The organism is Rhodococcus sp. NPDC127593 (genome assembly GCF_042671975.1).
Taxonomy (GTDB): domain Bacteria; phylum Actinomycetota; class Actinomycetes; order Mycobacteriales; family Mycobacteriaceae; genus Rhodococcus_F.
Map to the genome: position 1 here is coordinate 1 of NZ_JBHXWI010000161.1, position 1,919 is coordinate 1,919.

The window sequence follows — 1,919 nt, forward strand, 5'->3', positions numbered from 1 at the left end:
GGTGTGTGCGAACGCACCGGTCGAGCCGGTCTCCTACGGCGTTTTCCGGATGTGAGTGGAATGACTGAAATGACTCGGATAGATACCGTCCTGGTGGCCAACCGCGGCGAGATCGCGGTGCGCGTGATCCGCACACTGCGGGCCATGGGAATACGTTCCGTCGCCGTGTTCAGCGAGGCGGACCGGGACGCCCGGCACGTCCGCGAGGCAGACACCGCGGTGCTGCTCGGTCCGGCCGCGGCGCGGGAGAGTTACCTCGTCATCGAGAAGGTGATTGCGGCGGCCCGCGCCACCGGCGCGCAGGCCATCCATCCCGGTTACGGGTTCCTGTCGGAGAACTCCAAGTTCGCCGGTGCTTGCGCGGACGCGGGGATCGCGTTCCTCGGCCCGTCCGCCCACGCCATCGAGGTGATGGGCGACAAGATCACCGCCAAGAACGCAGTGGCGAAGTTCGGCGTGCCCGTCGTCCCCGGCATCGCCCGTCCGGGCCTGTCCGACGACGAACTGATCGCGGCCGCAGGCGACATCGGATACCCCGTCCTGGTCAAGCCGTCGGCAGGCGGCGGCGGCAAGGGCATGCGACTGGTGGAGGAGCCCGGCGCACTCGCCGAGGCGCTGCGCAGCGCGCGGCGTGAAGCGGCGTCGGCGTTCGGCGACGACACGCTCTTCCTCGAGCGATTCGTGCTGCGGCCCCGGCACATCGAGGTGCAGATCCTCGCGGACGGGCACGGGAACGTCGTCCACCTCGGCGAGCGCGAATGCAGCCTGCAGCGTCGCCACCAGAAGGTCATCGAGGAGGCGCCGTCGCCGCTGCTGGACGAGGCGACGCGCGCCCGGATCGGCGAGGCCGCCTGCAACACGGCGCGCAGCGTCGACTATTCCGGAGCGGGAACGGTCGAATTCATCGTCTCCGCCGACACGCCCGACGAGTTCTTCTTCATGGAGATGAACACCCGCCTGCAGGTCGAGCACCCGGTCACCGAACTCGTCACCGGCCTGGACCTCGTCGAGTGGCAGGTGCGGGTCGCCGCCGGTGAGCCTCTCGGCTTCACCCAGGACGACATCACCCTCACCGGTCACGCCATCGAAGCCCGCGTCTACGCCGAGGACCCGAGCCGCGGTTTCCTCCCCACCGGTGGACTCGTGGCCGACGTCGTCGAACCCGCAGGCCCCGGTGTCCGCGTCGACTCCGGGCTGCAGCCCGGCACGGTGGTCGGCAGCGATTACGACCCGATGCTGGCGAAGGTCATCGCCCACGCCGACGACCGCGCCGGCGCGCTGCGGAAACTGGACCGGGCGCTGGCCGGCACCGGTGTGCTGGGAGTGGTCACCAACATCGAGTTCGCGCGCTTCCTGCTCGCCGATCCCGACGTGGTGGCGGGCAACCTCGACACCGGTCTGCTCGACCGACGGCTCGAGGACTTCGTCGCCGCGGAGGCCACCGACGCCGCCCTGATCGCCGCTGCTGCTTTCCGCTGGTTGCAGCGCTGGCCCGAGTGGGCGCAGGCCGATCCGTGGGACGTCCCGAGTGGCTGGCGGGTCGGGGTTCCCGCGCCCACCAGCATCCGGCTGTCCTCCGCCACCCGCACCGACCACGTGCGGATCACGGGCAGTCCGTCGGAGGCCACCGCGCAGGTCGAGGACGGCGACACCCTGTCCCTGACGGCGGTGCTCGACGGAACCACCCTCTCCGTGGTGATCGACGGCAGGCGCGAAACCTACCGGGTCGCCCAGACCGACGGGCATATCTGGCTCGCCGGTTCCGACGGCACCACGATGCTGCGTGAGGTCCGCGAACTCAGTGTCCGCACCGGCGACGTCCACGCCGGTGAGGCCGAGATCACCAGCCCCATGCCCGGATCCGTCATCGCCGTCGGCGCCGAGGCTGGTGCCCACGTCACCGCCGGCCAGACGCTTGT

General features: G+C 70.4%; 1 protein-coding gene. It reads left to right on the forward strand.

From position 1 onward, the window contains the following. Positions 1–69: 69 nt before the first annotated feature. On the forward strand, positions 70–1,919 hold a 1,850-nt coding region (locus tag ACFVJ3_RS49345; protein WP_378459023.1), incomplete at its 3' end, for an acetyl-CoA carboxylase biotin carboxylase subunit.